The following is a 25436-nucleotide window of genomic DNA, read 5'->3' as shown; positions in this document are numbered from 1 at the left end:
GGCAGTGGGCCGGTTCGACGCGCTCTATCGCTCATCGCCACGGATATTTCATGAAAAGCGCAGATATCAGACAGGCCTTTCTGAGGTTCTTCGAAGAACAGGGTCATACCCGCGTGCCGTCCAGTTCGCTGGTGCCGGGCAACGATCCGACGCTGTTGTTCACCAACGCCGGCATGGTGCCGTTCAAGGACGTCTTTCTCGGGCGTGACCCCAGGGACTATGTGCGGGCTACCTCCTCCCAGCGCTGCGTGCGCGCCGGTGGCAAGCACAACGATCTGGACAACGTCGGTTACACCGCGCGTCATCACACCTTCTTCGAGATGCTGGGCAACTTCAGCTTCGGCGACTACTTCAAGCGCGACGCCATCGGCTTTGCCTGGACCTTCCTGACCGAGGTGCTGGGACTGCCCAAGGAGAAGCTGTGGGTCACCGTCCACGTCAGTGATGATGAGGCCGAACGCATCTGGAAAGACGAGATCGGTATCGATCCCGAGCGCTTCTCCAAGCTGGACGAAGACAACTTCTGGCAGATGGGCGACACCGGCCCCTGCGGACCCAGCTCCGAGATCTTCTACGATCATGGCGCCGAGGTGTGGGGCGGCCCTCCCGGCAGTCCGGAGGAAGACGGTGATCGCTACATCGAGATCTGGAACCTGGTGTTCATGCAGTTCGATCGCGACGCCAGCGGCGAGATGAAGCCGCTGCCCAAACCGTCCATCGATACCGGCATGGGGCTGGAGCGCATCGCCGCGGTCATGCAGGGGGTCCACTCCAACTACGAGATCGACCTGTTCCAGAATCTGCTCAAGGCCGCCGCCGAGGCGACCGGTGCGAGCGACCTGGAGGCGCCGTCGCTGCGCGTGATCGCCGACCATATCCGTTCCTGTGCCTTCCTGATCGCGGACGGCGTGCTGCCTTCCAACGAAGGTCGTGGTTACGTGCTCAGGCGGATCATTCGCCGGGCGATCCGCCATGGTCACAAGCTGGGCGCCCAGGGAGCCTTCTTCCATCGCCTGGTGGCGGCGCTGGACGCCGAGATGGGCGAGGCCTACCCGGAACTGCGCCAGGCTCGCGCACAGATCGAGCGCGTGTTGCTGAAGGAAGAAGAGCAGTTCGCTCGCACCCTGGATCATGGCATGGGCCTGCTGGAGCAGGCGCTGGCCGCGCTCGACGGTGACACCCTGCCGGGCGAGACGGTGTTCAAGCTCTACGACACCTACGGCTTTCCCTATGACCTCACCGCCGATGTCTGCCGTGAGCGTGGCGTCACCCTGGATGCCGAAGGCTTCGAGCGGGAGCTCGAGGCGCAGCGTGAGCGGGCCCGGGCGGCCAGCCAGTTCGGCGCCGAGTACAGCGCCACCATCGAGCTCGAGGGCCAGACCGAGTTCACCGGCTACGACCGCCTCGAGGACAACGCCAGGGTGGTCGCGCTCTATGACAGCGAAGGCAATGCGCTCGAGCGCCTGACGCCTGAGCATCCCGCCGTGGTGGTGCTGGACCGCACCCCCTTCTACGGCGAGTCCGGGGGCCAGATCGGTGATACCGGCTACCTGAACGTCGAGGGCGGACGGTTCCTGGTCAAGGACACCCAGAAACAGGCGGGGCATCACCTGCATCAGGGGGTGTTGCTCGAAGGTGAGCTGGTGGTCGGCAGCGAGGTCACGCCCCAGGTGGACGAGAGCCTGCGTGCGGCGACGGTGCGTAACCACTCGGCGACCCACCTGCTGCACAAGGCCCTGCGTCTGGTGCTGGGCGATCATGTCCAGCAGAAGGGCTCGCTGGTGACGCCTGAGCGCCTGCGTTTCGACTTCAGCCACTTCGAGGCAATGAGCGCCGAACAGCTCAAGGAAGTGGAGCGCCTGGTCAACCAGCAGGTGCTGGCCAATGCGCCGACCCGGATCGAGAGCATGACCCTCGATGAGGCCAAGGAGAAGGGCGCCGCTGCCCTGTTCGAGGCCAAGTACGCCGACAGCGTGCGGGTGCTGACCATCGGTGCCGACGACTTCTCCATCGAGCTGTGTGGTGGTACCCACGTGGCCCGCAGTGGCGACATCGGCTGCTGTCATATCGTCGCCGAGAGCGGCATCGCCTCAGGCGTGCGTCGGATCGAGGCGATCACCGGTGAGGGCGCGCTGGCCTACTTCGGCGAACAGGAGGCGCGCCTTGCGCGTGTGGCCGAGCGCCTCAAGGCCAAGCCCGAGCAGCTCGAGGAGCGAGTCGACAGCCTGGTCGAGCGTAATCGCGGCCTGGAGAAGGAGCTCGAGCGGCTCAAGGCCAAGCTCGCCAGCGCCGCCGGCAGCGACATGCTGGCAAGCGCCACAGAGGTTCAGGGCGTCAAGGTACTGGCGACGCACCTGGATGGCGTGTCGGGCAAGGAATTGCGTGGCGTGCTTGACCAGCTCAAGAACAAGCTTGGCTCCGGCATCATCGTGCTGGGGGTGGCCGACGAGGCCGCCGGCAAGGTCAGCCTGATCGCCGGGGTGACCGATGATCTGACCGCCAGGGTCAAGGCCGGGGAGCTTGTCAATCACGTCGCCGGACAGGTCGGCGGCAAGGGCGGCGGTCGTGCCGACATGGCCCAGGCCGGCGGTAGCGACGTCAATGCACTGCCGGCGGCGCTGGAGAGCGTCCCGGCCTGGGTGGACGCCAAATTGTGATCCCTCTGGGGTCGGGGGCTCGAGAGGGTCCCCGGCCCTTTTTTCTGCCCTGACAAAACTTCGCAGAGACAACAGTTTCATTCATTGAATCCAACGAGCGAGGAAGACGGCATATGGCACTATACGTACAGAAGTTCGGTGGGACGTCGGTCGGCTCGGTGGAGCGCATCAAGGCCGTGGCCGAGAAGGTCAAGGGCTTCCGCGACCAGGGCCATCAGGTCGTGGTGGTGGTCTCCGCCATGAGCGGCGAGACCAACCGCCTGATCGGGATGGCCAACGAGATCAACGACGAGCCGACCCCCCGTGAGATGGACATGCTGGTGTCCACCGGCGAGCAGGTGACCATCTCGCTGCTGGCGATGGCGCTGCACAAGCTGGACGTGCCGGCAACGTCCTACACCGGCTCTCAGGTCGGCATCATGACCGACAGCGCCCACACCAAGGCGCGTATCCAGCGCATCGAGACCGACGAGATGCGCGAAGACCTGGACGCTGGCCAGGTGGTGGTGGTCGCCGGCTTCCAGGGGGTCGATGAGGAAGGCAATATCACCACCCTGGGTCGTGGCGGCTCGGACACCACCGGTGTGGCGCTGGCGGCCGCGCTCAAGGCCGACGAGTGCCAGATCTACACCGATGTGGACGGCGTCTACACCACCGACCCGCGGGTCTGCTCCAAGGCCCAGCGCCTGGATTCGATCACCGTGGAGGAGATGCTGGAGCTTGCCAGCCTCGGCTCCAAGGTGTTGCAGATTCGCGCCGTCGAATTTGCCGGCAAGTACAATGTTCCGCTGCGCGTGCTGTCCAGTTTCGAGGACGGCCCCGGCACCCTGATCGTTGCAGACTCCGAACAAGACGAGGATTCCATGGAAGAACCGCTGATCTCAGGCATCGCCTTCACCGCCAACGAAGCCAAGCTGACCCTGCTCAACACGCCGGACGTGCCGGGCGTGGCCTCGCGCATCCTGGGCCCGATCGCCGACGCCAACATCGAGATCGACATGATCGTGCAGAACGTGGCGCCGGCCGGTGACTACACCGACTTCACCTTCACCGTAGCCAAGGGTGACTACAAGCAGACCATGCGCATCCTCGAGCAGCAGGTCATCCCCGATCTGGGCGGTGGCGAGTTGCGTGGCGACGATAATATCGCCAAGGTGTCTCTGGTAGGGGTGGGTATGCGCTCACACGCCGGGGTCGCCTCGAAGATGTTCCGCGTGCTGTCCGAGGAAAACATCAACATCCGCATGGTCTCGACCTCGGAGATCAAGATCTCCGTGGTGATCGACGAGAAGCAGATGGAATTGGCAGTACGTGCGCTGCACAAGGCATTTGGTCTCGACAAGGCCGATATCGAGAGCGAATAAGTTTCTCGGCGCGGCGCACACCTTCTACGCTTTAAGGAGTCCCCCTCGCCAATTCGGCCGGGGGCTTCCCTTAAACGGCACAATCAGGTGTCATGAGTCGCTAGTGCTCGCCACCAAGAAAGAGGGCACGTCGTCCGGAAGCGTGACGGCGTAGCGACTCACGTAACAAGTCTGAGAAGGAGATCAGTCATGCTCATCCTGACACGCCGCGTCGGCGAAACCCTGATGATCGGGGACGATATCACCGTCACCGTTCTGGGGGTGAAGGGAAATCAAGTGCGTATCGGCGTGAATGCGCCCAAGGACGTTGCCGTCCACCGTGAAGAGATCTACCAGCGCATCCAGCGCGAGAAGGCTGACGATGGCGCTGCCGATGATGAGTGAAGGTGGTGGCCGAGCGGAGAACTTTTTTCGCCTCGGGCTGGACAAAGGCCTTACGTCTCGGTAGGATACGCACCGTGCCGATGAGGGAGAGGTGGCCGAGTGGCTGAAGGCGCTCCCCTGCTAAGGGAGTATGGGGTTTATAGCCTCATCGAGGGTTCGAATCCCTCCCTCTCCGCCATTTTACGATGCATGTCGTGAAGCGGCTTCATGGGTACCGATGATCAGGCATGTTGGATGCCTGGTGCATCAAGAGATTGATACGCGCCCGTAGCTCAGCTGGATAGAGTACCTGACTACGAATCAGGTGGTCGGAGGTTCGAATCCTCCCGGGCGCGCCATCTTCTCCCAGGTTGCATTCCGATAGTTTCCTGGAATACGACATCGCAATGAGTTTCATTGCCTACGCGCCCGTAGCTCAGCTGGATAGAGTACCTGACTACGAATCAGGTGGTCGGAGGTTCGAATCCTCCCGGGCGCGCCAGATTCAGACCCGCTCTCTTCGGAGGGCGGGTTTTCTGTTTCCTGCCAAGTTTCCTGTCCAGTTTCGTGCTGACCGGCTGGCCACTACTGCCGGTTGCGATCGTTTAGGCGCCTGTCGAAGGATGGGCGCCTTTTTTTATGCTGTTTCCTGCCAAGTTTCCTGTCCAGTTTCGTACTGACCGGCTGACCGGCTGACCGGCTGACCGGCTGACCGGCCGACTGGCGTCGATTCGTTATGAACAGTGCTGTGTCGAGCGTCGGTCGTTGTCTCCCCTGGCCTGGTCTAGGCTGAAGCCTGACATTCACGCATCGGGAGGGTGGCGCATGGGCGGCAAGGTGGCGGCGGCGTATCAGGCGACCAGGGGGTCAGTGCTCGACGTGGATCGCGCCTTCTATGACGGCCTGACCGAACGGGCGGGGAGTCGGCGGCGGGTGGCCAGTCACCGGGTACCGATTCGTGATGGGCTGGCATGGGAGGTCAAGGCGGGGCAGGTCTTTCGCATCGCCATCGTCGACGGCGCCCAGGTCGGTGACTTCAACATGTGGCACCGCCATGACCCGCGCGAGCGTATGTGGGCCTCGCGCACCCGTCAGCTGCAGCGAGCTCATGTCAGCACCTACGACAGGCTGTGGTCGACGCTGCCCTTTCTGCGCCCCATGGCCACCATCATCGACGACACCCTGGCAGGCTACGGTGAAGACGCCGAAGGCGGGCGCGTGCATGACCTGCTGGGAACCCGCTGTGATCCCTACGTCAATCGCCTGTTGACCGGCGAGGACTTCGACTTTCACTGCCATTCCAACCTGGTGAGGGCGGTCGCACCCTGGGGGTTGACCGAGTTTGACGTGCATGACGTGCTCAATGTCTTCCAGTGCACCGGGCTCAACGACGATGACCAGTACTTCATGAAGGCCTGCCCGGCGCGGCCTGGGGACTATCTTGAGCTGTTCGCCGAGATCGACCTGTTGTGCGCGCTGTCCTGCTGTCCCGGTGGCGATCTGTCGGTGGATCTATGGGGGCCGGACGCCAGGGATCCGCTGTCCACCTGCCACCCCTTGGCGGTGGAAGTGTTCGAGGTCGAGTCCGAGCGGCTGGCGCAGTGGCAGCCGCCTGAGTCTCCGGCCTATGCAGGCGCCCACGGGCGGCGTGATCCCGATGTGGATTGGGCCGATCTCAAGGACAAGAGCTAGGCGCTGCTCCGATCGGATTCCTCTCCGGGAGGGGAGGTTGGCCTGCCTATCCCTATTGGGCGGCGGCGACTGCCTCGCTTCGGTGCTTGGGTGAGGCGAGATTCTGGCGCAGTGTGGCGTCAGGTGCGGTTTCTGGCGCTGCGTCTGATTCGATGCGCTGGGCGCCGAGCCCCGCAAGGAATTTATCGAGATCGGTGATGCGGCGCAGGGCCTGAAAGCGGGAGGCGGCCTCGCGGTCGCGCGCCTTCATGTGGTTCATCCACTGCTTTAGTAGCGATACCACCACTTTTGCCGGGAGTGTGGTACGCTGCATTGCAGCATAGGACGTCAGGATACCGGCTCGCTCGGCCCATGTCGTGGCCGGCAGGCGCTCTCCGGTGCACTGCCAGTGGCGGATGCGCGGGGCGAGTTTCGGGTCGGCCAGGGCGCCGCGGCCAAGCATGACGTCGCGACAGCCGGACAGGGTGCGTGCCTTCCAGTAGTCCTCGAGGGTCCAGATGTCGCCGTTGGCGACGACCGGGATGCGCAGGCGCTGGTTGATGCGGCCGATCCACTCCCAATGGGCCGGCGGGCGATAGCCCTCGTCCCGGGTGCGGGCATGCACCACCAGTTGGGTGGCGCCGGCGGCCTCGGCGGCCAGGGCGCAGTCCAGCGCCCGGCGGCGGTCGGAGAAGCCCAGGCGGATCTTGGCAGTGACCGGGATTCTGTCGCCCACGGCACGGTGGACGGCGTCCACGGCACGCTCCAGGCGTCGCGGATCGCGCAACAATGAGGCGCCGCCGTCATGGCGGTTGACCAGCTTGGCTGGGCAGCCGAAGTTCAAGTCCAGGCTGATGGCGCCGAGGCGCAGCGCCTGGCGGGCATTGGCAGCCAGGGCGTCGGGGTCGGAGCCGAGCAGTTGCAGGTGCACCGGGATGTGGTTGGGGGTGATGACGCCCTCGGTCGCCAGTTCCGGGCAGTGCTTGTAGAACACTCGAGGCGGCAGGCGCGCGTCCACCACCCGTACGAACTCGGTGACCGTCCAGTCGAAGCCGGCGTCACGGGTCAGCAGGTCGCGGGTGTGGGCGTCGATCACGCCCTCCATGGGCGCGAGCCCGATGCGACCTTCGTCTAACCCCTGTTTATGTAGTAATTTAACAACCAAAACTGCTACCTTTAGACCATGGTGCTGTGCCGGGGATGTGGCAGGGTATAGCATCAAAATTTTTGCGCAAGCCGTATGATCCAGAAAGATCAAGGCAACTTTGGCGCTACAACGCGGAGGATCCCGCATGCAAGACACTCAGTTGCTCAACGAGGGCCTCAGCCTGATGGCGCTCGGCATGGGTTTTGTTTTTGTTTTTCTTACGGTGCTGGTGATCACCACCACGCTGATGTCTCGTGTCATCGGTCGCTACTTTCCCGAACCGGTGCCGGTCGAGGCGCCCAAGCGCGGGGCGGCACCCGCCGCGCCGGGCCAGGACGATGCGGTGATGGCGGCGATCTCGGCCGCGGTTCACCGCTACCGCCAGCGTCGCTGAGGTCGTCCGTACCAGGCGACGACCCTGACCGTGAATTTCGACAAAGCGCTTCATAACGATAAGGACCCAGCCATGAGCGAATCTGCACGCCCGCTAGGCATCACCGATGTCGTGCTACGCGACGCCCATCAGTCTCTGTTCGCCACCCGCATGCGTATCGACGACATGCTGCCCATCGCCGAGAAGCTCGACAAGATCGGCTTCTGGTCGCTGGAATCCTGGGGCGGCGCCACCTTTGACGCCTGTATCCGCTACCTCGGCGAAGATCCGTGGGAGCGGATACGGGCGTTGAAGGAAGCCATGCCCAATACGCCCCAGCAGATGTTGCTGCGGGGCCAGAACCTGTTGGGCTATCGCCACTATGCCGATGACGTGGTCGACCGCTTCGTCGAGCGCGCCAAGACCAACGGGGTCGATGTCTTCCGCGTGTTCGATGCGATGAACGACCCACGTAACCTCGAGCGTGCGATCCAGGCGGTCAAGGCCAACGATGGCCATGCTCAGGGTACCATCTCCTACACCAAGAGCCCGGTGCACACCCTGGATAGCTGGGTGGAATTGGCCAAGTCCATCGCCGACATGGGCGCCGACTCCCTGGCTATCAAGGACATGGCGGGGCTTCTGACTCCCTATGACGCCTTCGAGCTTGTCACCAAACTCAAGTCGGCGCTGAATATTCGCATCCATCTGCACTGCCACGCCACTACCGGGCTTTCGTCGGCGACCGCGCTCAAGGCCGCCGAGGCAGGCGTCGACAACGTCGATACCGCCATCTCCTCGATGTCGATGACCTACGGCCACAGCCCCACCGAATCGCTGGTGGCGATGCTCAAGGACACCGAGCGCGATACCGGCCTGGACCTGGAAGCCCTGGAAGATATCGCCGCCTACTTCCGTGAGGTGCGCAAGAAGTACGCCGCTTTCGAAGGCTCGCTCAAGGGCATCGACTCGCGCATTCTGGTGGCCCAGGTGCCGGGCGGCATGCTCACCAACATGGAAGGCCAGTTGAAGGAGCAGGGCGCCGGTGACCGTCTCGACGAGGTGCTCAAGGAGATTCCTCGGGTCCGTGAAGACCTCGGCTTTATTCCGCTGGTGACCCCCACCTCCCAGATCGTCGGCACCCAGGCGGTGATGAACGTGATGATGGGGGAGCGCTACAAGTCCATCTCCAAGGAGGTGCAGGCGCTGCTCAAGGGCGAGTACGGCGCTGCGCCGGCGGACTTCGACAGCGAATTGCAGAGCCGGGTGCTGGACGGTGCCTCGCCGATCACCGAGCGTCCTGCGGATCGGCTGGATCCCGAGATGTCGCGGTTGACCGATGAGCTGGCCGCCAAGGCCAAGGACGACGGCATCCGCCTGGCCGAAGGCGAGCGTCAGGTAGACGACGTTCTGACCTACGCACTGTTCCCGCAGATCGGGCTCAAGTTCCTCAAGAACCGTGACAACCCCGACGCCTTCGAACCTGCGCCCAGCGTCGAGGCGGCGACGCCCGCTGCGCCCGCCAAGGCGACGGCGGCCAAGGCTGGTACCGCCGGACCCGAGACCTACACCGTCAAGGTCAACGGCACCGCCTACGTGGTCGAGGTCGCCGAGGGTGGCGACATTTCCCAGGTCAAGGAAGCGCCCGCCTCTGGCTCTTCTGACGCTGCACCGGCGGCGCCGGCAGCTTCCTCCGGCGAGACCATCGATGCACCGCTGGCCGGCAACATCTTCAAGGTCAACGTCAAGCCCGGCGACAGCGTGGCCGAGGGTGACGTGGTGGTCATCCTCGAGGCGATGAAGATGGAGACCGAGGTCCGCGCTGCTGCTGCCGGCACCGTGTCTGACGTCCAGGTCGCCGAGGGCGACAGCGTCTCCGTCGGCGACACCCTGATCGTGCTTTAAGGACCTCCCATGGAGAAGATTCTGACCCTATGGTACGGCTCCGGGCTGTACAACCTGACCCTGGGCCAGGCGGTGATGCTGGTGGTGGGCCTGCTGCTCTTGTGGCTGGCCATCTCCAAGAAGTTCGAACCGCTGTTGCTGGTGCCGATCGGCTTCGGCGGCATCCTGGCCAATATTCCCGAGGCAGGGCTGGCGTTGTCGGCGGCAGAGCAGGCGGCCCACCTGGGCCGTCCCGAGCTGCTGGCGCAGATGGCCCAGGCGCTCGGCACCAGTCTGCCGGCGGGCGCCGACGTGGATACCTGGCGCTACGCCATCAGCGAGACGCTGCACGGTGATATCTCGCCGGCGCTGCTTCGTACCGCCAACGACCTGGCCATGGATGGGGGCTATTCCCATGGCATGCTGTATCAGTTCTACAGCGTGGCCATCGCCTCCGGTATCGCGCCGCTGGTGATCTTCATGGGGGTCGGCGCGATGACCGACTTCGGTCCGCTGCTGGCCAACCCGCGCACCCTGTTCCTCGGCGCCGCCGCCCAGTTCGGCATCTTCGCCACTCTGATCGGGGCGGTGGGCATGACCGCCATGGGCTGGATGGACTTCAGCCTCAACCAGGCTGCGGCCATCGGCATCATCGGTGGAGCCGACGGTCCGACCTCGATCTATGTCTCGAGCATCCTGGCCCCCGAGCTGCTGGGTGCCATCGCGGTGGCGTCCTACTCCTACATGGCGCTGGTGCCGTTGATCCAGCCGCCGATCATGAAGGCGTTGACCACCCAGAAGGAGCGCAGCATCGCCATGACCCAGCTGCGTCCGGTGTCGAAGCTCGAGAAGATCGTGTTTCCGCTGGCACTGCTGATCCTGGTGGTATTGTTCCTGCCGGATGCGGCGCCGCTGCTCGGGATGTTCTGCTTCGGCAACCTGATGCGTGAGTGCGGGGTGGTCGAACGGCTCTCGGACACGGCGCAGAACGCCCTGATCAACATCGTGACCATCTTCCTCGGACTGTCGGTTGGCTCCAAGCTGATGGCCGACCGCTTCCTGGCGGTGGAGACCCTGGGCATCCTCGGGCTCGGCATGGTGGCCTTTGCCATCGGCACCGCCTGCGGTGTGCTGATGGCCAAGCTGCTCAACCTCATCAGCAAGCATCCGATCAACCCGTTGATCGGCTCCGCCGGTGTCTCGGCGGTGCCCATGGCGGCGCGGGTGTCCAACAAGGTGGGGCTCGAGTCCAATCCCCACAACTTCCTGCTGATGCACGCAATGGGGCCCAATGTTGCTGGTGTCATCGGCTCGGCAGTGGCCGCCGGGGTGATGATCAAGTACCTGGGATGATGATCGGGTCCCCGACATGATGGTCCCGGGATGGTGATCAAGACCCGGGAGTAGAGTCATCCGGACCCGCAGCCCTGTTTGACCGAACGCAGCGCCCCCGCCGCAAGGTGGGGGCGCTGCTTTTGTAGCTGACTCCGGTCGAGCCCGTCATCCCGCTTACATGCGATCGCCACGGTGCTGTCATGCGCGCTTTCTAGTCTGGCGGCTATTGCCACCGACGGAGGACGGGCATGATCGATGTCGAAAAGGCCTTGATGGCCAAGGTGCCGAAGGTACAGAGCTGGCCAGCCTGGTGCCGCCGCCTGTTGAGCGCCGGCCTCAAGGGGCTGGTGCACGAGCGCGAGATCAATGCCTTTCTCGAGCGTCATCGCCGCGCCGGAGGGCTCGAGTTCATCGACGCGGTGCTCGATCAGCTGAACTTCGGCTATTCGCTGTCGTCGCGTGATCGCGACAACATTCCGGTCGCCGGCAGGGTGGTGATCGTCGCCAATCATCCCCTCGGTGCTCTGGATGGGCTGGCGCTGGTACGCATGGTGGCGGATGTACGCCCTGACGTAAAAATCGTCGCCAATGACCTGTTGATGCAGCTTTCGCCGTTGGCACCGTTGCTGCTGCCGGTGGACAACCTGTCGCGCAGGGGCTTTCGCAAGAGCCTGCAGGGCATCGTCGATGCCCTCGACGATGAACAGGCGGTGATCGTCTTCCCCGCCGGCGAGGTGTCGCGGGCGGGGCCCAAGGGGGTAAAGGACGGCAACTGGCTGTCGGGTTTCCTGCACGCGGCCCGGCGTACCAATGCGCCGATCCTGCCGGTGCACGTGGGCGGTCGCAACTCCTCGCTGTTCTATTCGTTGGCCTCGCTGTACTCGCCGCTGGGCACGCTGCTGTTGCCCCACGAGATGTTTCGCCAGAAAGGGCGGCACATCACGCTCAAGGTGGGGGGCGAGATCCCGCTGTCACGCTTCGACCGCGAGGACCTGGCCACCGTCGCCAAGCTCAAGCTGTTGCGCAAGCACGTCTACCGTCTGGGGCGGGGACGCAAGGGCGTGTTTGTCTCCGAGGCGGGTATTGCCCATCCGGAAAATCGCCAGCACCTGCGAGAGGAGCTGGTCGACGCCGAGGTGCTGGGCAGGACGCCTGACGGCAAGCAGATCCTGCTGTTTGACCATCGCCCCGACTCTGCGGTGATGCGTGAGATCGGGCGGCTTCGTGAAATTGCCTTTCGCCGGGTCGGCGAGGGCACCGGCAAGAAGCGGGATCTGGACGAGTACGACGAGCACTATCGTCATCTGGTGCTGTGGGACGATCGTGACCTGGAAATCGCCGGGGCCTATCGTCTCGGTGAGGTCGGGCGCATCCTCGATAGCAAAGGCATCGAAGGGCTCTACAGCGCCACCATCTTTCATCTCGAACAGGCGCCGATGGATCGCTGGCGCCACGGGCTGGAGCTGGGCCGCAGCTTTGTCCAGCCACGCTACTGGGGACGTCGCAGTCTCGACTATCTCTGGCATGGTCTTGGCGCCTACCTGCGCCATCATCCCGAGGTGCGCTGGCTGTTCGGGCCGGTGACCATTCCCAATCATCTACCGCCCCTGGCCAAGGACCTGCTGGTCAGCTACTACCGGCACTACCACGGGGACGGTGACAGCCCAATCCGGGCCAAGGCGGTGTGCACGATGTCGCGCGCCGGGCGCGAGGAGGCGGATCGGCTGTTCGCCGGCAACGATGCCGGCGAGGACTTTCAGCGCTTGAAAGGCGCCCTGCAGGCCATGGGGGCGGGGGTGCCGGCGCTCTACAAGCAGTACGTGGAGGTGGCCGAACCTGGCGGCGTCAGCTTCAAGGCCTTCGGCGTGGATACCGCCTTCGGCTACTGCATCGATGGCCTGGTGGTGGTCGACGTGGCACGGCTCAAGGCCGACAAGCGCAGACGCTATATCGGTGAAGACGCTGTCTCGTCTGGAGAGGACCCTCTCACCAAGGACGAACACGCCGTCCTGGAGAGGCCGCTTTAGCAGGGGGCGCGTCGGACCGGTCCCGGAGGCGGAACAGGCGGGGCTGGAGGCTCCCACGACGTTAGCATCGAGCGGGCCTAGCCTGCCCGATGGTCCAGGGACTCGATGCGGCCCTTCAGGCGAGTGCTGAGCTCGCTCAGGTCGGTGGACCGTTCACTGGGCCAGCCCAGGGTCAAGGTGACGCCTTCGGCCCCGTAGTCGACCGCCTGCACCGGGATATCCTGCCCCTGGCACCACTGCCGGGCGTCGGCCTCGCCGGCAAAGTCGACCCGTATCTTGAGTGGGCGGCGCTCGATGCATTCGCCCCTGGGCAGGCTTTCCAGCGCCGTGACCAGCGCCTGGGTATAGGCGCGGGCGAGTCCGCCGGTACCGAGTTTGGTGCCGCCGAAGTAGCGGGTCACCACCGCGCCCACCTGGCCGATGCCATCGCCATCGAGTGCCTGAAACATCGGTCGGCCGGCGGTACCGCCCGGCTCGCCGTCATCGGAGAAGCCAATGTGCACCTGCTCCCCGGGCGGGCCTGCGATGTAGGCGCTGCAATGATGGCTGGCATTGGGATGCTGCCTGCGAGCCTCGGCCAGCAGCGCTTCGAAGTCCGCCACCTTGGGGGCGTGGGCCACCCAGGCGATAAAGCGGCTCTTTTCCACCTCGATCTCGCTTTCGTGCCACTCACCGGGGGCAAGCTCGGGTATCGGGTAGCGCATCAGGCGGCCATTTCTTCCTGGCGGGCGACACCCATGACAAGGCCCAGCACACGGATGTCACTGTTCTTCAGGTAGATCGGGGGCATGGTCTCGTTGGCCGGCTGCAGGCGAACACCATTCTTCTCGATATAGAGCTTTTTCAGGGTGACCTCCTGGTCATTGATCATCACCACCGCCGTTTCGCCGTTCTCGGCGCTTTCCTGGCGTTCGATGATGATCACATCGCCGTCGAAGATATTGCAATCGATCATCGAGTTGCCGCAGACCTTGAGGGCGTAGGTGTTGCGCCTGACCATGCGCGATGGCACCTGCAGGGTGGCGTTGTCCAGGCAGGCCTCGATCGGCATGCCGGCGGATACCTGCCCCAGCAGGGGGACCTCCACCAGGGCATCCGAGGTGGAGTCGACGGGTGCCCAGCTGTCGGCGATGGGCAGGTTGGGCAGGCGTTCGAGGAACTGGCAGGTCGCGATATCCATGGCGCGGGGTCTCCCTTGTTGTGAGGGTCGGGCTGTCACGGGATGGAGTAGCGGGTGGCGATTGGTGTCAACGTCGAGGGATCTTGATACTGTCGATTCATACAGTATGTGAAAGATAGCAGGCCTCGCCGCTCGTGCAAGTGCCATGGATCAACGAAAGGTGCATTGCCTGTGCGATTGCGGCTGTCAGCTGCGCTGGCTGTCTGGTTCGGGTAGTGCAATCGGTGTAAAGTCTGTGCGTGATTTGCTGCCCCGTCCCTGGTTGTGGAGTGCCCTTTGCGTCTGTGTCTTGAAGCCCGACAACTGGCCTGTGAGCGCGATGGCCGCTGGTTGTTTCGAGGATTGGATGTTGTCCTCAAGGCGGGGGAAGTGCTCCGAGTCGAGGGACCCAACGGCAGTGGCAAGACCACGCTGTTGAAGATCCTGTGCGGCCAGATCGCCGACGTCGATGGAGAGGTGCGCTGGCAGGGGCGGGCGCTGCCCCGCGCCCGCGCCGACCTGCTGGCCAACCTGCTGTATCTGGGCCATGCCCCGGGTATCAAGGCCAACCTGAGTGCCCTGGAAAACCTGCGTTGGTATCAGGCGCTGGGGGGCGAGGGGCGCCCCGATGCCGAGCTCGAGGCGGCCCTGGCCGAAGTCGGCCTGGCCGGCTTCGAGGACGTCCCCACCGCCCAGCTATCGGCCGGCCAGAAGCGCCGGGTGACCCTGGCTCGTCTGGTGTCGAGTCGCCGTGCCCTGTGGGTGCTGGACGAACCTTTTACCGCGATCGATGTGGCCGGCGTGGCCGCCCTGGAGCGCCGCCTGGCCAACCATGCCGCCAGCGGCGGCGCGGTGCTGGTCACCACCCACCATCCGCTGTCCAATGTGCCTGGCGTGCGCCGGCTGACCCTGGACGGACAACGACAGGTGGCTTCATGAACACGCCGATGTCTGGGTCGATCGAAGCCGCCGAGCCGGTCAGAGAGGCCGGTGATGGCCTTGGCCGCGCGATGGCTGCCACCTTCCGCCGTGACTTGACGGCGGTCGCCCGTCGACCGGGTGACGCCCTGACCCCGCTGGTGTTCTTCGCCATGGTGATCACCCTGTTTCCACTGGGGATCTCGCCGGAACCCGAACGCCTGGCGCTGATCGCCCCTGGCGTGTTGTGGGTGGCCGCCTTGCTGTCGGCACTGCTGTCGCTGGACGGCCTGTTTCGTGGCGACTTCGAGGACGGCACCCTGGAGCAACTGTTGCTTGCACCGCACCCGCTGTCGCTGCTGGTGCTGGCCAAGGTCGCCGTGCACTGGTTGACCACCGGGCTACCGCTGGCGTTGATGGCCCCCTTGCTGGGGGTGCTGCTGGCATTGCCCCAGGGCAGCTACCTGGCGCTGAGCGCGACCCTGGCACTGGGAAGTGGCTGCATCAGCCTGATTGGTGCCATCGGCGCAGGGCTGACGGTGGGGCTGGCGCGTGGTGGCATGCTGCTGTCGCTTCTGGTGTTGCCACTTTTCATGCCGGTGCTGATCTTCGGCACCGGCGCCATGGGCGCGGCGCTGGGCGGCGGGGAATGGCTTGGGCACCTGGCGGTGATCGGCGCGCTGTTGTCGGTAGCGCTGATGGCGGCTCCTGTGGCCATTGCCGCGTCGCTGCGCATCAGTATCCATGGTTGATCGGGCCGTCGTGGCCATCACGAATTCAAGGTTGATCGAGGTACAACGCTCATGTGGGCCTTCTTTCACAAGCTGGGATCGCCGCGCTGGTTCTACGGCATAGCCGCGCGTCTCTCTCCCTGGTGCTGGGCGCTGGCGCTGGCGCTGATCCTGGTCGGCAGCGTCTGGGGGCTGGCCTTCGCTCCGGCGGACTACCAGCAGGGCAACAGCTTTCGCATCATCTACGTGCACGTGCCTGCGGCCTTCCTGGCCCAGTCGATCTTCATGGCGCTGGCCGCCTCCGGCTTCGTATTCATGGTCTGGAAGATCAAGATCGCCGACATGGCGGCAGCGATGATGGCGCCGCTGGGCGCCGCCATGACCGCCATCGCCTTGCTGTCGGGGTCGGTCTGGGGCAAGCCTACCTGGGGCACCTGGTGGCAGTGGGACGCCCGCCTTACCTCGATGCTGATCCTGCTGTTTCTGTATCTTGGCGTGATGCTGATCCGGCGCGCCTTCGCCCGCCCCCAGAGCGGCGCCAAGGCGGCGTCGGTGCTGGCCATGGTGGGGGTGATCAACATACCCATCATCAAGTACTCGGTGGAGTGGTGGAACACCTTGCACCAGCCCGCCAGCTTCACCATCACCGAACGCCCGGCGATGCCGGTCGAGATGTGGATGCCGCTGTTGATCATGGTGCTGGGGTTCTACGCCTTCTTCGCGGCCTTCACCCTGACCCGCACCCGTACCGAGATCCTGCGCCGTGAAGGCCACAAGCGCTGGGTGAAAGAGCTGTTCGAGGAGCGTCCATGATGGCTTTCGAGTCGCTGGCCGAGCTGGTCAGCATGGGCAGCCACGGCCCCTATGTGTGGACCGCCTGGGGTGCGACCCTGGGCTTTCTGCTGTTGAGCGTGATTCTGGTTCGCGGCGAAAGCCGCGGTGTTCGGCGCACCTTGCGCCGCCGGCTGAGGCGTGACGCCGCGGTCGCAAGTTCCCCCTCGGAGGATCAAGATGAGGGCTAAACGCCGAAATAAGATGCTGCTGGTGCTTGGACTGGTGGCGCTGTGTGCGGTGGCGGTGGGACTGACGCTGTACGCCCTGCGCTCCAACATCAACCTGTTCTTCAGCCCGGTGCAGATTGCCGCCGGAGAAGCCCCCGTGGACCGGCAGCTACGTGCCGGCGGGATGGTCAAGGAAGGCAGCGTCCATCGTGACAGTGACAGCCTGGACGTCAGCTTCGTGGTCACCGACTACGTCGACGATGTCGAGGTGCGTTACAGCGGCATCCTGCCGGACCTGTTTCGCGAGGGGCAGGGCGTGGTGGTGGTCGGCGAACTGACCGGCGACGGCTATATCGCGGCCGACAAGGTGCTGGCCAAGCACGACGAGAACTATATGCCGCCCGAGGTCGCCGAGGCATTGGAAGACGCCGGCTATTCGCCGGCAGACTACAAGCAGGCGGGCCCAGGCACGTCGCAGTAGGCTGCGTGCATCGACAAAAAAGGTATCCCGACAACAGGGCTCCGTGGTGCGGGGCCTTGTTTGCCCGAGGGGGCAGGGCCGAAGGCGCTTCTTCGAGCCAGAAGGGGACAGGGTCAATCGACCATAACGCAGGCGTTCCGGGCCCATGGGCCCACGCGATTCAGTCGCAGAGCCAGGCGCCAGTGGACTGACGCGGACGGAAGGCGGGCCAAGGTGAATCCATGCTGATCAAGATGATTCCGGAAATCGGACACTACGCGCTGATCGTGGCGCTGCTGATGGCCTGCGTGCAGGCGGTGCTGCCGCTGGCCGGGGCTGCCACTCGGCGCCCGCTGTGGATGGCCTACGCGCGGCCGATGGCGGCGGGCCAGCTGGCCTTTCTGTTGATCGCCTACGGCTGTCTGACGGCGAGCTACATGCTCGACGACTTCAGCGTGGTCAACGTCGCCAACAACGCCAACTCGCTATTGCCCTGGTACTACAAGTTCAGCGCGGTGTGGGGCAACCACGAAGGCTCGGTGCTGCTGTGGAGCCTGATCCTCGGAGTCTGGACCTTCGCCGTGGGCTGCTTCTCCCGGGGGCTGCCACCGGACATGGTGGCGCGCGTGCTCGGCGTGATGGGGCTGGTCAGCGTGGGCTTTCTGGCCTTTGTGCTGATCACTTCCAACCCCTTCGAGCGTTCGCTGCCGAATATCCCCGCCGACGGCGCCGACCTCAATCCGCTGCTGCAGGACGTCGGTCTGATCATCCATCCGCCGATGCTGTACATGGGTTACGTGGGCTTCAGCGTGGTCTTCGCCTTTGCCATCGCCGCGCTGCTGGGCGGACGCCTGGATAGCGCCTGGACCCGTTGGGTGCGCCCCTGGACCAATATCGCCTGGGCCTTTCTCACCGTCGGCATCGCGCTCGGTAGCTGGTGGGCCTACTACGAACTGGGCTGGGGCGGCTGGTGGTTCTGGGACCCGGTGGAGAACGCCTCGCTGCTGCCCTGGCTCGCCGGCACCGCGCTGATCCACTCCCTGGCGGTGACCGAAAAGCGCGGCACCTTCAAGAGCTGGACGGTGCTGCTGGCGATCACCACCTTCTCGCTGTCGCTGATGGGCACCTTCCTGGTGCGCTCAGGGGTGCTGACCTCGGTGCACGCCTTCGCCAATGATCCTTCGCGGGGCCTGTTCATTCTGGTGCTGCTGGGCATCACCGTGGGCCTGTCACTGTTGATCTTCGCCCTGCGCGCGCCACGGGTCAGCCAGCCCGGAGGCTTCAACTGGGTATCCCGCGATGCCCTGTTGCTGGTCAACAACATCCTGCTGGTGGTGATGACGGTGACGGTGCTGCTCGGCACCGTCTATCCGCTGCTGCTCGACGCGCTGAACCTGGGCAAGATCAGCGTGGGGCCTCCCTACTTCAACGCCCTGTTCGTGCCCCTGACCGTATTGCTTTGCGTGTTCATGGGGCTTGGCCCCAGCGCCCGCTGGAAGCGCATGGCCGGGCGCGAGCTGCTGACCCGCCTGTGGATCGCCGGTCTCGGCGCTCTGGTCATCGGCGTGGCGGCGCCGCTGGTCTACACCGGGCAGTGGAACCTGAAGGCGTCGCTGGGCCTGGTCGCGGCGCTGTGGCTGGTGCTGTCGCTGGTGCGCGACCTGTGGGGCAAGACCTCCCGAGCCGGCTCGCGCCTTGGCGCCCTCAAGCGCCTGACGCCTGCCTACTGGGGCATGGTGCTCGGCCATCTGGGGCTTGCCGTGACCATCATCGGGGTCGCCCTGGTGTCCAACTATTCGGTGGAGCGCAACGTGCGCATGAATGTCGGTGACCGCGTCGAGGTCAACGGAATCGGCTTTCACATGACGGCGCTGGACGAGCGTCGTGGGCCGAACTATGTCTCCGACGCGGCCACCATCGAGGTGACCCGAGAGGGCGCCAGCGCAAGCTTCGAGATGCACCCGGAGAAGCGCCTGTACATCGCGCGCGGCATGCCGATGACCCAGGTGGCGCTGCGGCCTGGCCTGTTCCATGACCTCTACGTGGCCATGGGCGAGGAGCTCGACGACGGCAGCTGGGCGCTCAGGGTGCAGATCAAGCCCTTCGTGCGCTGGCTGTGGCTGGGCGCGCTGCTGATGGCCGCCGGTGGCATCATCGCCGTCGCCGACAGGCGCTACCGTCGCCGCTTGAGCGTACGTGAGCCCGAACCTGTCGTGACGGCCAGGGAGGCCAATGCATCATGAAAGATCGTCAGCCGCTGGCCTTCGCTCCTGTCATTGTCGTCACGGCCAGGGAGACCCGTGCATGAAACGTCGACTTCTATTGCTGTTGCCGCTGGTGCTGTTTCTGGCGCTCGGGATCTTTCTCTATCAGGGGCTGTCGATCAACCCCTTTGAAAGGGAATCCGCGTTGATGGCCAGGGAGTTCCCGGACTTCGAGCTGTCGACCCTCGAGGATCCCGAGCGCCGGGTGAGCCAGGACGCACTGTCCGGCGAGCTTTCCCTGGTCAATGTCTGGGGCAGCTGGTGTCCGACCTGTCGTCAGGAGATGCCGCAGCTTCTGGATCTGGCCGAGCGCGGGGTACGCCTGGTCGGGGTCGACTACAAGGAAGAAGGTGCCAGCGACGGCGAGCGCAGAGCCAGGGGACGCGCCTTCCTGACCCAGTTCGGCAATCCCTTCGAGTTCAATATCTTCGATCCCGAGGGTACCCTCGGCTTCGATCTCGGCGTCTACGGCGCTCCCGAGACCTTCCTGGTAGACGCCGAGGGGATCATTCGCTACCACCACACCGGCTATATCACCGCCGACGATGTGGAGAAGATCATCTTGCCGGAGGTGGAAAAATGGCGTTGATCGATCTGTGCTGCTCGAGCGCTATCAGCGCCCGCACCCGCGCTATCAGCTCCAGCGCCCGCACCCGCGCTAGCGGCGACGACCGCAGCGCCCGTGCACGTAACCTGCCTGGCTCGGGCCTTGGCTGGCTGGCGGGCATGGTGCTGGCGCTGTTGATGCTTGTCGCTGCGCTCGACGCTCGGGCGGAAGCCATCGAGGTACGCGGCTTCGACAACCCGGTGACCGAAAAGCGCTATCAGGAGTTGACCGCTACCCTGCGCTGCCCCAAGTGCGAGAACCAGGCCATCGGCGACTCCAACTCGCCGATCGCCGCCGACATGCGCGAGCGGGTCTACGCCCAGCTTCAGGACGGCCGCTCGGACAAGGAGATCATCGACTTCATGGTCCAGCGCTTCGGCGACTATGTCCTCTACAATCCGCGTCTCGAGGGGCGCACCTTGCTGCTGTGGGGGCTGCCCGGCGCGCTGGTCGTCATCGGCGCCCTGGTATTGTGGCTGATCATCCGCTCACGGCGACGCACCCAGGTACGCAGCCTGTCCGCCGAGGAGCAGGCGCGCCTGGACGACCTGATCGATAGAGAGGGATCCGCATGACCCTGTTATGGCTGGCCTTTGCCGTTCTGCTGCTGCTCGCGGCCTGGCTGCTGATCCTGCCCCTGCGCCGTGCGGCGAAGGTGGAACGCCTGCAACGTGCGCTGGAGGACAGCGATGACGCCGCCGCCCAGAACGTGGCGGTCTATCGTCGTCGGGTGGCGTCGCTGGAAGCGGCCAAGTCTCGGGGAGACATCGACGCAGCACGCTTCGACGAGGATCTCAGTGAACTCCAGCGCAGCCTGCTCGATGACACCGAGCGGCTCAAGCGCTCGCCGCTGAAGTCTGCCGCTGCGGGCAAGCTGGCGGTGCCGCTGGTGCTGGTGGCGGTGGTGGTGGTCAGCGTGCTGTGGTACCGCTGGGAGGGCGCCGAGGGCGACCTGGTGCTGTATCAGGCCATCGAAGAGGTACGTAGTGATCCCGAGGCCAGCCTCGCGCTGATGATCCAGCGCCTCGAGCAGCAGGCCGAGAGCCAACCCGACAACCCTCGCGTGTGGCAGACGCTGTATCCGCTTTACCGCGACAGCGGCGCCTACGCCGAGGCCCGCGATGCCATCGAGCGTGTGCTTGCGCTGGAGGGGCGTTCACCCTGGTGGATCGGCGAGTTGGCCAAGATGCAGTACTTCATCAACGAAGGGCGGCTCGACGATCGCATTCTGGCGCTGTCCCGGGAGGCCAGTCGCGAGGCGCCGAATCTGCCCTCGGCCATGTGGTTTCTGGGGGTCGAGGCCTTCCAGCAGGACGACTACCAGGGCGCCCTGGGCTTCTGGCGGCGCGGTCTGTCGACGACAGACGACTCGCCGTTGTCCGAGGCCATGCGCCAGGGCGTCGCCCAGGCCGAGCAACGCCTGGCCCCTGCGGCGAGCGAGCGCAATGTGCTGGTCAGCCTGTCGCTGGCCGACGAACTGGTCGGGCGTCTGGCGCCGGAGACCACGGTGTTCGTGGTGGCACGGGACAGCGAAGGCAAGCTGCCGCCGCTGGCCATCGAGCGCCTGACCCTGGCCGACCTGCCGGCCAGCCTGACCCTTGACGCCAGCGATGCCATGTCGCCCATGGCAAGCCTCGCGCAGGTCGATGAGGTGCGTCTGCTGGCGCGGGTATCGTCCAGCGGCCAGGCCCAGCCCCAGGCCGGCGATCTCATGGGTGAACGACAAGGGGTTGCAGTAGGCGGCCCGGACATGGATCCTGTCGCGCTTATCATCGATCGAGTGATTGAATAGTCCATGCGTCTGACGTCGATCCGGCTGGCCGGGTTCAAGTCCTTCGTCGATCCGGTCACGGTGCCCTTTGACGGCAACATGACCGCCATCGTCGGTCCCAACGGCTGCGGCAAGTCGAACATCATCGACGCCGTACGCTGGGTCATGGGCGAATCCTCGGCCAAGACCCTGCGTGGCGAGTCGATGACCGACGTCATCTTCAACGGCTCCACCGGGCGCAAGCCGGTGGGCATGGCCTCCATCGAGCTGACCTTCGACAACCGCGACGGCACCATGGGCGGGGTCTACGCCCAGTACGCCGAGATCTCGGTCAAGCGTCAGGTCACCCGGGACGCCCAGTCCAGCTACTTCTTCAACGGCCAGAAGTGTCGCCGACGCGACATCGCCGACCTATTCCTGGGCACCGGCCTGGGGCCGCGCTCCTACGCCATCATCGGCCAGGGCATGATCTCGCGGCTGATCGAGGCGCGTCCCGAAGAGCTGCGCGCCACCCTGGAAGAGGCCGCCGGTATCTCCAAGTACAAGGAGCGCCGTCGCGAGACCGAAAATCGCATGCGTCGCACCCAGGAGAACCTGGACCGGCTCGACGATATCCGTGAGGAGCTGGACAAGCAGCTCGAGCGGCTCAAGCGTCAGGCCGAGGCGGCCAGACGCTACCAGTCGTTGAAAGAAGAAGAGCACCGGGTCAAGGGCGAACTCGCACTGCTGCGCGGACGCGCCCTGCGTGCCGCCCAGACCGAGCAGGACACCCGGGTGCGCGAGCTCGAGACCGCGGTGGAGCGCGAGGTGCTCGGCATGCGCCAGTGCGAGACCCGGCTGGAAGAGGCCCGCGCCGAGCACGATGGCCTGGCCTCGGAGCTCGACCAGCGCCAGGCACGCTTTTACGAGACCACCACCGCCATCGCCCGCCTCGAGCAGGAGCTCGAACACACCCGCTCCCGCGATCAGCAGCTGGCGCGGGATCTCGAGAGTGCCCGCCGCGAGCTCGAGGAGCTCGATCGTCTCGGCGAGGACGACAGTCAGCGCCTGCTGGCCCTCGAGGATCGCCTGGAGACCCTGGGCCCCGAGCAGGAAGAACTGGCAGAGCAACTGGCCGAGCTGGAAGCGGCGCTGGAGGAGGCCGAGCCCGCGGTGGAGGAGGCCGACGCCGAATGGGAGGCCTTCAACGAACGCTGGCGCAGCGACAGCCACGAGGCTGAACGCACCCAGGACCGACTGCGTGAGCTGGAAGCTCGGCTCGAGCGCATCGCCGCCGACCGTGCCAAGCGCCGTCAGCAGCTCGATGAATTGCCGGACCTGGCCGGCCTCAGCGCTCAGCGCGAAGAAGTGAAGAGTCAGCTGGCCGAGCACGAGGCCCGCGCCGAGGAGCTCGAGGAGCGTCGTGAACGGCTGATCGAGCAGCGCGACGCCAACCGTCGCGAGGTTGTCGAACATGACCGCGCGCGCGAGCAGGCGCTTGCCCGTCACAGCGCCCTGGGTGGCGAGATCGCCTCGCTGGAGGCGCTGATCGAGGCGGCCCTGGCCGACCACGACGAAAGCCTGGACCGGCACCTGGCCGAGCATGGTCTTGCCGAGGCGCCACGCCTGGGCGAATGCCTGAATGTCGAGCCCGGCTGGGAGGAGACGGTGTCCTGGGTGCTGGGTCCCTGGCTCAGGGCCCGCATGGCGTCGTCGAGTCACTGTCGTGAGGTGATGGCCTCGCCGCTTGCCGCCGAACTGGCACTGCTCGATTCAGAGGCCAGCCTCGACGCTGCCGGCGACAGCCTGGCGGCGAGGGTCAAGGGCGCCGGTGCGGCCGCGCAGTGGCTCGCCTGCATTCGCTGTGCGGCCTCCCGTGACGAGGCCTGGCAGGCACAGGATCGGCTCGAGGCAGGGGCCAGCCTGGTGACCGCCGACGGCCTGTGGCTAGGCCCTGGTTGGGCGCGCCAGCGGGGCGAGGGAGATGGGCCGGATGCGTTGCTGGTGAGCCGTGCCCGGCTGGACGAGGCAAGTGCCGCCCTGGCAGAGCAGGAACAGCGGCTGGCGTCCGTCGAGCAGGCCCGTGAAGGTGCCCAGGCGTTGGTCGATCAGGCCGAGCAGGGGCTCGAGCAACTGCGGTTGTCGGAGCGTGAGCTGGATCAGGCGCGTCAGCAACTGGCGGTCCAGGACAATGGTCTGGCCAGCCGGCTTGAGCATCTGTCCAGTCGCGGCGCCGAGATCCACGAGGAGCTCGAGGGCCTGGCCGAAGCCGACGAGGAAGCGCGGCTGGCCATCGAGGAAATGCGCGAGCAGTGGCAGAGCGCCATGGCTCGGCTGGAAGAGGGCGCCGAGGTACGCGAGCGTCTCGAGCGCGAGCGCACCCAGGCGCGCGAGCGGCTGGCCTCGCTGCGTACCCGCCAGCGTCCGCTGAGCGAGCGCTCCCAGCAGCTCACCCTGGAGCACCAGCGGTTGACCACCGAGCGTGCTGGCCTTGCCGAGCAGCAGGGGCGCGCGGGGGATACCCGCTCACGCCTGGAGGAGCGGGTGGCCGAACTCGAGGAAGCGCGTGAGGGACTGCATGAGCCGGATGAGGAACGTCGCGAGCGCCTCGATGAGCTGTTGCACCGGCGCGAGCAGGAGGAGCGCCAGCTCAATGAGTCGCGGGCACGGGCGGCGGCGCTGGTCGAGCGTCTACGCGACGACGAGCAGGCGCGGCAGAGCCACGAGCGAAATCTCGATGGCGTGCGCGAGCGTCTGCAGGAGGCGCGTATGCAGGTTCAGGCATTGGCGCTGAAGGCCGAGACCCAGGATGAGCAGCTCAGGGAACTTGGCCACGATGCCGAGGCTCTGACACAAGGGCTGGACCCCAATGCCACCGAGTCCGCCTGGCAGACCCGGCTGGAGGAGCTGGGCGAGAAGATTCGCCGGCTGGGGGCGATCAACCTGGCCGCCATCGAGGAGTACGAGCAGCAGGCCGAGCGGCGTGACTATCTCGAAGCGCAGCAGGCCGAGCTGAACGAGGCCCTCGAAACCCTGGACAAGGCGATCCGACGTATTGATCAGGAGACGCGGATGCGATTCCGCGATACCTTTGAGCGGGTCAACGCCGGCCTGCAGTCGCTTTTCCCGCGAGTCTTCGGTGGTGGAACCGCATGGTTGACCCTGACAGGCGATGATTTGCTGGAAACCGGGGTGGCCATCATGGCGCGACCTCCGGGCAAGAAGAACAGCACGATTCATTTGCTGTCCGGGGGAGAAAAAGCACTGACGGCGTTGTCCATGGTATTCGCCATCTTTCAGTTGAACCCGGCGCCGTTCTGTATGCTCGACGAGGTGGATGCGCCCCTGGACGATGCCAATGTCGGGCGCTATGCCAAGCTGGTGAAGGAAATGTCCGAGAGCGTTCAGTTCATCTATATCACCCATAACAAGATCGCCATGGAGGCCGGTGAACGACTGATGGGTGTGACGATGCAGGAACCTGGCGTCTCGCGACTGGTCTCGGTGGGCGTGGACGAGGCGGCCGCGCTGGCAGAAGCATGATGCACTTGAAAGGTGGTTATAATAGGGTTACCAAGTAAGACCATGATACTGCATGGCAAGGTAAGCAAAGGGAGTTGGAAGGGCGAATGCGAAGGGCACTGTCGAGAAGACCGGAGAAAATCCGGCGCTTGACAAATAAAAAAAGTGGCCCTTTTTTTCGCAATCACGCTATGCTGTTGACG

At 65.0% G+C, this 25436-nt stretch carries 21 protein-coding genes and 3 tRNA genes; 21 read left to right on the top strand and 3 right to left on the bottom strand.

The features are described 5' to 3' along the window. Window positions 1-50: 50 nt before the first annotated feature. The 7 genes from alaS to NFG58_RS17380 all read left to right on the top strand — a co-directional run bounded on the left by alaS (window position 51) and on the right by NFG58_RS17380 (window position 6076). Entirely contained in the window at window positions 51-2657 is a 2607-nt protein-coding gene (gene alaS, locus NFG58_RS17410) for an alanine--tRNA ligase (protein WP_348814824.1), read from the top strand. A 113-nt stretch (window positions 2658-2770) separates the two neighbouring features. After that, window positions 2771-4021, top strand: a complete 1251-nt coding sequence (locus tag NFG58_RS17405; protein ID WP_045991126.1) for an aspartate kinase — start codon at window positions 2771-2773, stop codon at window positions 4019-4021. A gap of 189 nt (window positions 4022-4210) precedes the next feature. Beyond that, complete coding sequence (gene csrA / locus NFG58_RS17400; RefSeq protein WP_045991125.1) at window positions 4211-4405, top strand: carbon storage regulator CsrA; 195 nt, start codon at window positions 4211-4213, stop codon at window positions 4403-4405. A gap of 85 nt (window positions 4406-4490) precedes the next feature. After that, a tRNA-Ser gene (locus tag NFG58_RS17395) sits at window positions 4491-4583 on the top strand. A gap of 83 nt (window positions 4584-4666) precedes the next feature. Then, window positions 4667-4743, top strand: a tRNA-Arg gene (locus NFG58_RS17390). 66 nt (window positions 4744-4809) lie between these two features. Next, window positions 4810-4886: transfer RNA gene (locus tag NFG58_RS17385), tRNA-Arg, on the top strand. A 323-nt stretch (window positions 4887-5209) separates the two neighbouring features. Continuing rightward, window positions 5210-6076 carry a DUF1989 domain-containing protein gene (locus NFG58_RS17380; RefSeq protein ID WP_213228550.1) on the top strand — a complete coding sequence of 289 codons (867 nt, stop codon included), beginning with the start codon at window positions 5210-5212 and terminating at the stop codon, window positions 6074-6076. A gap of 52 nt (window positions 6077-6128) precedes the next feature. Here the strand turns inward: NFG58_RS17380 and NFG58_RS17375 are convergent, their stop codons facing one another. Next, the gene (locus tag NFG58_RS17375) at window positions 6129-7160 is read right to left on the bottom strand and encodes a tRNA-dihydrouridine synthase family protein (protein ID WP_348827061.1); all 1032 of its coding nucleotides are present in this window, start codon (window positions 7158-7160) and stop codon (window positions 6129-6131) included. Between the two features lie 187 nt (window positions 7161-7347). On the opposite strand from NFG58_RS17375, the gene NFG58_RS17370 reads away from it, so the two are divergent. The 4 genes from NFG58_RS17370 (at window position 7348) to NFG58_RS17355 (ending at window position 12821) form a co-directional block, all read left to right on the top strand. Continuing rightward, entirely contained in the window at window positions 7348-7596 is a 249-nt protein-coding gene (locus tag NFG58_RS17370) for an OadG family transporter subunit (RefSeq protein WP_045991122.1), read from the top strand. Between the two features lie 72 nt (window positions 7597-7668). Continuing rightward, the gene (gene oadA, locus NFG58_RS17365; RefSeq protein ID WP_348827060.1) at window positions 7669-9480 is read left to right on the top strand and encodes a sodium-extruding oxaloacetate decarboxylase subunit alpha; all 1812 of its coding nucleotides are present in this window, start codon (window positions 7669-7671) and stop codon (window positions 9478-9480) included. 9 nt (window positions 9481-9489) lie between these two features. Continuing rightward, window positions 9490-10812: a sodium ion-translocating decarboxylase subunit beta gene (locus tag NFG58_RS17360; RefSeq protein WP_108449929.1), complete on the top strand. Its 1323-nt coding sequence runs from the start codon at window positions 9490-9492 to the stop codon at window positions 10810-10812. 230 nt (window positions 10813-11042) lie between these two features. After that, on the top strand, window positions 11043-12821 hold the full coding sequence (locus NFG58_RS17355) for a lysophospholipid acyltransferase family protein (protein ID WP_348827059.1): 1779 nt from the start codon (window positions 11043-11045) through the stop codon (window positions 12819-12821). 77 nt (window positions 12822-12898) lie between these two features. On the opposite strand, the gene NFG58_RS17350 is transcribed toward NFG58_RS17355, so the two are convergent. After that, window positions 12899-13525, bottom strand: a complete 627-nt coding sequence (locus tag NFG58_RS17350; RefSeq protein WP_348827058.1) for a YigZ family protein — start codon at window positions 13523-13525, stop codon at window positions 12899-12901. Further along, window positions 13525-14001 (bottom strand): transcriptional repressor LexA, encoded by a 477-nt coding sequence (gene lexA, locus NFG58_RS17345; RefSeq protein ID WP_045991117.1) that lies wholly within the window; start codon window positions 13999-14001, stop codon window positions 13525-13527. The genes NFG58_RS17350 and lexA overlap by 1 nt, the downstream gene beginning before the upstream one ends. 276 nt (window positions 14002-14277) lie before the next feature. On the opposite strand from lexA, the gene ccmA reads away from it, so the two are divergent. The 10 genes from ccmA to smc all read left to right on the top strand — a co-directional run bounded on the left by ccmA (window position 14278) and on the right by smc (window position 25254). Beyond that, the gene (gene ccmA, locus NFG58_RS17340) at window positions 14278-14919 is read left to right on the top strand and encodes a cytochrome c biogenesis heme-transporting ATPase CcmA (protein ID WP_045991116.1); all 642 of its coding nucleotides are present in this window, start codon (window positions 14278-14280) and stop codon (window positions 14917-14919) included. Continuing rightward, window positions 14916-15650, top strand: a complete 735-nt coding sequence (gene ccmB / locus NFG58_RS17335) for a heme exporter protein CcmB (RefSeq protein WP_045991115.1) — start codon at window positions 14916-14918, stop codon at window positions 15648-15650. The genes ccmA and ccmB overlap by 4 nt, the downstream gene beginning before the upstream one ends. A gap of 51 nt (window positions 15651-15701) precedes the next feature. Beyond that, on the top strand, window positions 15702-16442 hold the full coding sequence (locus NFG58_RS17330; protein ID WP_045991114.1) for a heme ABC transporter permease: 741 nt from the start codon (window positions 15702-15704) through the stop codon (window positions 16440-16442). Next, window positions 16439-16651, top strand: coding sequence for a heme exporter protein CcmD (ccmD, locus tag NFG58_RS17325; RefSeq protein ID WP_231498600.1), 213 nt, complete (start codon window positions 16439-16441; stop codon window positions 16649-16651). The genes NFG58_RS17330 and ccmD overlap by 4 nt, the downstream gene beginning before the upstream one ends. Next, window positions 16641-17111, top strand: a complete 471-nt coding sequence (gene ccmE / locus NFG58_RS17320) for a cytochrome c maturation protein CcmE (RefSeq protein ID WP_045991113.1) — start codon at window positions 16641-16643, stop codon at window positions 17109-17111. Before ccmD ends, ccmE begins: the two co-directional genes overlap by 11 nt. Window positions 17112-17332: 221 nt before the next feature. After that, window positions 17333-19333, top strand: coding sequence for a heme lyase CcmF/NrfE family subunit (locus NFG58_RS17315; RefSeq protein WP_108132329.1), 2001 nt, complete (start codon window positions 17333-17335; stop codon window positions 19331-19333). Window positions 19334-19394: 61 nt separating this feature from the next. Beyond that, window positions 19395-19943 carry a DsbE family thiol:disulfide interchange protein gene (locus NFG58_RS17310; protein WP_108132330.1) on the top strand — a complete coding sequence of 183 codons (549 nt, stop codon included), beginning with the start codon at window positions 19395-19397 and terminating at the stop codon, window positions 19941-19943. Then, window positions 19934-20536, top strand: coding sequence for a cytochrome c-type biogenesis protein (locus NFG58_RS17305; protein WP_348827057.1), 603 nt, complete (start codon window positions 19934-19936; stop codon window positions 20534-20536). Before NFG58_RS17310 ends, NFG58_RS17305 begins: the two co-directional genes overlap by 10 nt. Continuing rightward, entirely contained in the window at window positions 20533-21753 is a 1221-nt protein-coding gene (gene ccmI / locus NFG58_RS17300; protein WP_348827056.1) for a c-type cytochrome biogenesis protein CcmI, read from the top strand. The genes NFG58_RS17305 and ccmI overlap by 4 nt, the downstream gene beginning before the upstream one ends. Before the next feature lie 3 nt (window positions 21754-21756). Further along, entirely contained in the window at window positions 21757-25254 is a 3498-nt protein-coding gene (gene smc / locus NFG58_RS17295) for a chromosome segregation protein SMC (RefSeq protein ID WP_124803416.1), read from the top strand. The last annotated feature ends 182 nt before the right edge of the window (window positions 25255-25436 follow it).

This window comes from Halomonas sp. RT37, assembly GCF_040070525.1.
In the GTDB taxonomy this organism is placed as follows: domain Bacteria; phylum Pseudomonadota; class Gammaproteobacteria; order Pseudomonadales; family Halomonadaceae; genus Halomonas; species Halomonas litopenaei.
Note: the sequence above shows the minus strand (reverse complement) of the source record. Positions and strands in the feature narration are given on the sequence as shown.

Excerpts from the sequence above, each read along its gene's own strand:
- alaS (WP_348814824.1), top strand. The coding sequence starts at position 51 with ATGAAAAGCGCAGATATCAGACAGGCCTTTCTGAGGTTCTTCGAAGAA.
- NFG58_RS17405 (WP_045991126.1), top strand. The coding sequence starts at position 2,771 with ATGGCACTATACGTACAGAAGTTCGGTGGGACGTCGGTCGGCTCGGTG.
- csrA (WP_045991125.1), top strand. The coding sequence starts at position 4,211 with ATGCTCATCCTGACACGCCGCGTCGGCGAAACCCTGATGATCGGGGAC.
- NFG58_RS17380 (WP_213228550.1), top strand. The coding sequence starts at position 5,210 with ATGGGCGGCAAGGTGGCGGCGGCGTATCAGGCGACCAGGGGGTCAGTG.
- NFG58_RS17375 (WP_348827061.1), bottom strand. The coding sequence starts at position 7,160 with ATGGAGGGCGTGATCGACGCCCACACCCGCGACCTGCTGACCCGTGAC.
- NFG58_RS17370 (WP_045991122.1), top strand. The coding sequence starts at position 7,348 with ATGCAAGACACTCAGTTGCTCAACGAGGGCCTCAGCCTGATGGCGCTC.
- oadA (WP_348827060.1), top strand. The coding sequence starts at position 7,669 with ATGAGCGAATCTGCACGCCCGCTAGGCATCACCGATGTCGTGCTACGC.
- NFG58_RS17360 (WP_108449929.1), top strand. The coding sequence starts at position 9,490 with ATGGAGAAGATTCTGACCCTATGGTACGGCTCCGGGCTGTACAACCTG.
- NFG58_RS17355 (WP_348827059.1), top strand. The coding sequence starts at position 11,043 with ATGATCGATGTCGAAAAGGCCTTGATGGCCAAGGTGCCGAAGGTACAG.
- NFG58_RS17350 (WP_348827058.1), bottom strand. The coding sequence starts at position 13,525 with ATGCGCTACCCGATACCCGAGCTTGCCCCCGGTGAGTGGCACGAAAGC.
- lexA (WP_045991117.1), bottom strand. The coding sequence starts at position 14,001 with ATGGATATCGCGACCTGCCAGTTCCTCGAACGCCTGCCCAACCTGCCC.
- ccmB (WP_045991115.1), top strand. The coding sequence starts at position 14,916 with ATGAACACGCCGATGTCTGGGTCGATCGAAGCCGCCGAGCCGGTCAGA.
- NFG58_RS17330 (WP_045991114.1), top strand. The coding sequence starts at position 15,702 with ATGTGGGCCTTCTTTCACAAGCTGGGATCGCCGCGCTGGTTCTACGGC.
- ccmD (WP_231498600.1), top strand. The coding sequence starts at position 16,439 with ATGATGGCTTTCGAGTCGCTGGCCGAGCTGGTCAGCATGGGCAGCCAC.
- ccmE (WP_045991113.1), top strand. The coding sequence starts at position 16,641 with ATGAGGGCTAAACGCCGAAATAAGATGCTGCTGGTGCTTGGACTGGTG.
- NFG58_RS17315 (WP_108132329.1), top strand. The coding sequence starts at position 17,333 with ATGCTGATCAAGATGATTCCGGAAATCGGACACTACGCGCTGATCGTG.
- NFG58_RS17310 (WP_108132330.1), top strand. The coding sequence starts at position 19,395 with ATGAAACGTCGACTTCTATTGCTGTTGCCGCTGGTGCTGTTTCTGGCG.
- NFG58_RS17305 (WP_348827057.1), top strand. The coding sequence starts at position 19,934 with ATGGCGTTGATCGATCTGTGCTGCTCGAGCGCTATCAGCGCCCGCACC.
- ccmI (WP_348827056.1), top strand. The coding sequence starts at position 20,533 with ATGACCCTGTTATGGCTGGCCTTTGCCGTTCTGCTGCTGCTCGCGGCC.
- smc (WP_124803416.1), top strand. The coding sequence starts at position 21,757 with ATGCGTCTGACGTCGATCCGGCTGGCCGGGTTCAAGTCCTTCGTCGAT.